The organism is Streptomyces tricolor, from assembly GCF_002155905.1.
Taxonomy (GTDB): Bacteria; Actinomycetota; Actinomycetes; order Streptomycetales; family Streptomycetaceae; genus Streptomyces; species Streptomyces tricolor.
Window position 1 is genome coordinate 1 of sequence record NZ_MUMF01000768.1, and the last position, 3,243, is coordinate 3,243.

General features: G+C 73.5%; 4 protein-coding genes. 2 read left to right on the forward strand and 2 right to left on the reverse strand.

The genetic code is table 11. The annotated features are described in order from the left end of the window. Together CCN44_RS39135 and CCN44_RS39140 are read right to left on the reverse strand one after the other, a co-directional pair. A partial coding sequence (locus CCN44_RS39135; protein WP_143650347.1) for an AarF/UbiB family protein occupies window positions 1-516 on the reverse strand: 516 nt, incomplete at its 3' end. Further along, on the reverse strand, window positions 509-1,723 hold the full coding sequence (locus CCN44_RS39140; protein WP_086703803.1) for a TOMM precursor leader peptide-binding protein: 1,215 nt from the start codon (window positions 1,721-1,723) through the stop codon (window positions 509-511). The genes CCN44_RS39135 and CCN44_RS39140, both read right to left, overlap by 8 nt. 258 nt (window positions 1,724-1,981) lie before the next feature. Here CCN44_RS39140 and CCN44_RS39145 point away from each other — a divergent pair, with 258 nt between their 5' ends. Together CCN44_RS39145 and CCN44_RS39150 are read left to right on the forward strand one after the other, a co-directional pair. Continuing rightward, window positions 1,982-2,587 carry a M48 metallopeptidase family protein gene (locus tag CCN44_RS39145; RefSeq protein ID WP_086703806.1) on the forward strand — a complete coding sequence of 202 codons (606 nt, stop codon included), beginning with the start codon at window positions 1,982-1,984 and terminating at the stop codon, window positions 2,585-2,587. A gap of 133 nt (window positions 2,588-2,720) precedes the next feature. Next, on the forward strand, window positions 2,721-3,243 hold a 523-nt coding region (locus CCN44_RS39150; RefSeq protein ID WP_143650350.1), incomplete at its 3' end, for a TerD family protein.

The window sequence follows — 3,243 nt, forward strand, 5'->3', positions numbered from 1 at the left end:
GAAGCGGCTGAGTTGGCCGAGGTCGGAGAGGAGGGCCTCGCCGGCTCCCGGGTACTGCACCTTGACCGCCACCTCGCGGCCGTCGTGCCACACCGCCCGGTGCACCTGGCCGATGGAGGCCGCGGCGGCCGGCTTGTCCTCGAATTCCTCGAACAGGTCCCGCCAGTCCGGGCCCAGCCGCTCCTCGAGGACCGCGTGCACGGTGCGGGTCGGCATCGGCGGGGCCGCTTCCTGGAGTTTGGTCAGGGCCGCGCGGTAGGGGCCGGCGATCTCCTCCGGCAGCGCCGACTCGAAGACGGACAGCGCCTGCCCGAACTTCATCGCGCCGCCCTTCAGCTCGCCGAGCACCTTGAACAGTTGCTCCGCCGTGCGCTGTTGCAGCTCGCGGCCGACGATCTCCGCGGACTCGCCGACGATCCGCTTGCCCAGCCCCCAGGTCGCCCGGCCGGCGAAGCCGAGCGGGAGCGCGGCGAGCTTGGCGGTACGGGTGACCGCCTTCCGGGGAAGATCAGACATGCGCCCTCCAAGTCCCAGTCGGCCGTGCCGCGCCCGCTGTGCGTCGCCGCTCCGTCGACGGCCGTTGCACCGCCATTGTCGCGCGCGTCCGCCCGCTGGTTGAGGAGTGCTCCCGTTTACCTCTCTCCGCGGCCCCGCAGCCGCACTCCGGATGCGGCGGGACCGGCCGGTTGCGCCAGGTCAGACCGGGCAGGGACACCTCCCAGCGGGTACCCGCTCCGGACGGTGATCCCCCGTCGAGGAAGGCCAGGGCATGGGCCGCGGCGAGTCCGGCCACCGCCGTGGCCAGGGTCAGGTCGCAGGCCCCGACCCGGCGGGCCCTGCCGGACCGCCACTGGGCGACCAGCCGGGGCCAGGCCGGGTCGCGGTCCGTGCGGTCCTGGTGGAGGCAGCCGGCGCAGCCCGTCTCGCCGGGCAGTACCAGCGGGCCGACGATGCCGGTGCCCTCCACGACGCCGGCGTACAGATGGGGTGTGCCGGCGGCCATGAGCGGATCGGCGGTGAACGGGTCCGGGGCGTGCACGGCGACGTCGTCCCGGGGCGCGAAGATCACCAGGGAGAGGCCGGGGTCCTCGGCGCCGGATCCGGGGGAGTGGGCGTGGCGGGGCGGCCGGTCGGGTGCCGCGCGGCGGACGGCGGCCTGTGCCGCCGCGTCCCGGCGGTCGCCGAGCGCCTCGGCGGGCAGCCCGCCCGGCGCGACGTCCCACGGTTCGACGCGGCCCACGTCGCGCACGTCGACCTCGCCGACGCCGGCGCCGGACAGGACCGACGCCAGCAGGGCGCCGACCCGGCCGGCGCCGCGGACCCGGACCCGCAGCGCGCGCCGGGCCGCGAGCCGGGCCGGTGCGGCGCCCGGCTCGCGGGTGAGGAGGGAGAGCGAGGCGAGGTCGGGGCGCAGCCGTTCCAGGACGTCGGGTTTGTCCCGCAGCGCGTCGGCGGCCGGTCCGCCGCCCCGCGCGTCGTCGACGAGGCCCGCGCGGGCCAGCCGCGCCACGAGTGCGTCGACGCTGCGGGCCGGTACGTCGGCACGGCGGCCCTCCTCGCGCAGCAGGGGCAGCCCGCGGGTGCCGTCGAGGAGGTCGAGGAAGCTGCCGGTCGCCGTGTCCACCGGGCTCAGTGTCACGGCGTGCGCCGGGGTCATCCCGAACTGCACGGTGTTGCGGTCGCGCCAGCCGCGCCGCAGCGCGGGTTTCACCACCGGATGCATGACTGTCCCCCCGTGTCCGTGTGTCCTGCCGGCGGAGCAGGTCGTGCTCCGCGGATGTCTGCCAGCATGCCCGGCCGGTGCGGCGGGCGTCGGGAGTTATCCACAGGCGGGGGATGCTTGTCACATCAATCGGCCCGGGTGAAGTGGTGTAAATCGGGCATGTGGATCGGTCGTACGAATCAAACACACGGTGGGGGCTCGGCGGTGAACCGTTCGGGAGCCGGGACTTTGCGCGTGCGCACCGGGTAACGTCGGGGCGTGCCCGCCGATCCACTGCACCGCGCCGGTCAACCACAGCGCAGCACGACGAGCCAGCCGCCCGGCGGCTCGGGGGCGAGCGCGATCGAGGTCCGCAGGAGCGCCCGGCGCCGCCGGACGGTCTCCGCGTACCGCGAGGGCGATCGCACCGTCGTACTGATCCCCGCCCGGATGTCCAAGGCGGAGGAACAGCGCTGGGTGACCGTCATGCTCGACAAACTCGCCGCCCAGGAGAGCAGGCGGGTGCTGGGCGACGCCGAGCTGGCCGAGCGTGCCGCGCGGCTGTCGGACCAGTACTTCGGCGGCCGGGTCCGGCCCGCGTCCGTGCGCTGGGTCACCAACCAGAACACCCGCTGGGGTTCGTGCACCCCGGCCGAGGGCAGCATCCGGCTCTCGCACCGGTTGCAGGGGATGCCGGAGTACGTCGTCGACTACGTGCTCTGCCACGAGCTGGCGCATCTGCTGGTCCCCGGCCACGGCCCCGACTTCTGGCGGCTGCTGGGGGCCTATCCGCGCACCGAGCGGGCCCGCGGCTACCTCGAAGGCGTGGTCGCCGCCGCGCGGCTGCCGCACGTGCCGGGCGCGCGGGGTGAGCGGGACGCCTGAGCCGCTGTGTGAGCGGCCGGGTGCGGTTGTGTACCGGGTCTGTACCGACGGCGACCCTTCGGGGCTGTCGTCGGTCTTTGCCGTTAGCCTGGCGCGACGCACTCATATTCGGGATGGGGGACGGTCGTAACGCATGGCCAGGGAATTCCAACGCGGCCACAAGGCCAGGATCAGTGACCTCACGGCGGGCACGGATCTGTACGTAGGCGTGCAGATCTCCGGGCCCGGACTGACCTTCGACATCAGCTGCTTCGGTCTGGACGCCGACGAGCGTCTCTCGGACGACCGGTACTTCGTCTTCTTCAACCAGCCGAAGTCCCCGGAGGAGTCCATCCAGCTGCTGGGTGCCCAGGCGGGTGACACGGAGTCGTTCCGGGTCACGCTGGACCGGATTCCCTCGCACATCCGCAAGCTGTCCTTCACGGCGACCCTCGACGGTGCCGGGCAGATGTCGCAGATCGCCCCGGGATACCTGCGCATCGTGGCGGGCGGCGAGGAGGTCGCGCGGTACTCCTTCAGCGGCGCGGAGTTCTCCACCGAGCGGGCCGTGATGCTCGGTGACTTCTACTTCAAGGACGGGTGGCGGTTCGCCGCCGTCGGACAGGGCTTCGACGGCGGTCTTGAGGCGCTGCTGAAGAACTTCGGCGGCGAGGTGC

What these genes read in the sequence shown, in the direction of transcription:
- CCN44_RS39140 (WP_086703803.1), bottom strand. Translation starts at nt 1,723, where the DNA reads ATGCATCCGGTGGTGAAACCCGCGCTGCGGCGCGGCTGGCGCGACCGC.